The organism is Colwellia sp. MB3u-41, from assembly GCF_014076845.1.
Classification (GTDB): Bacteria; Pseudomonadota; Gammaproteobacteria; order Enterobacterales; family Alteromonadaceae; genus Colwellia_A.
The window spans coordinates 1-266 of record NZ_JACGUT010000002.1 but is presented as its reverse complement, the minus strand read 5'-3'; the positions used below and the strand labels follow the sequence as shown (position 1 = coordinate 266).

The 266-nt window shown below is 51.1% G+C and carries 1 protein-coding gene; it reads right to left on the bottom strand.

Annotated elements, in window-relative coordinates:
• The coding region (locus H4J73_RS20855) for a PAS domain S-box protein (RefSeq protein WP_182188777.1) at positions 1 to 266 on the bottom strand (266 nt) is incomplete at both ends.

Here is a 266-nt window from a genome sequence, read left to right as displayed (position 1 = left end):
GGGGCATTGGCCGTATCGATTAACTGGGTTAAATCATGGGCGACACTTTCTTGCTCCTTACGGATCTTATTGAGCTCGGTGATATCTTGTCCAACCCCCACAACCCCCACAATACGACCTGCCGCGTCCCGGCGTGAAGTGGAGTTCAACAGCACATCCACCCGGTCGCCCGTTTTGGTAAACAACGGAAATTCATAGTTAGCCGACTCTTCACCTTGCAGGGCTTTATCCAATATCCCTTTAACCGAGGCCTTGTAATCATCGGT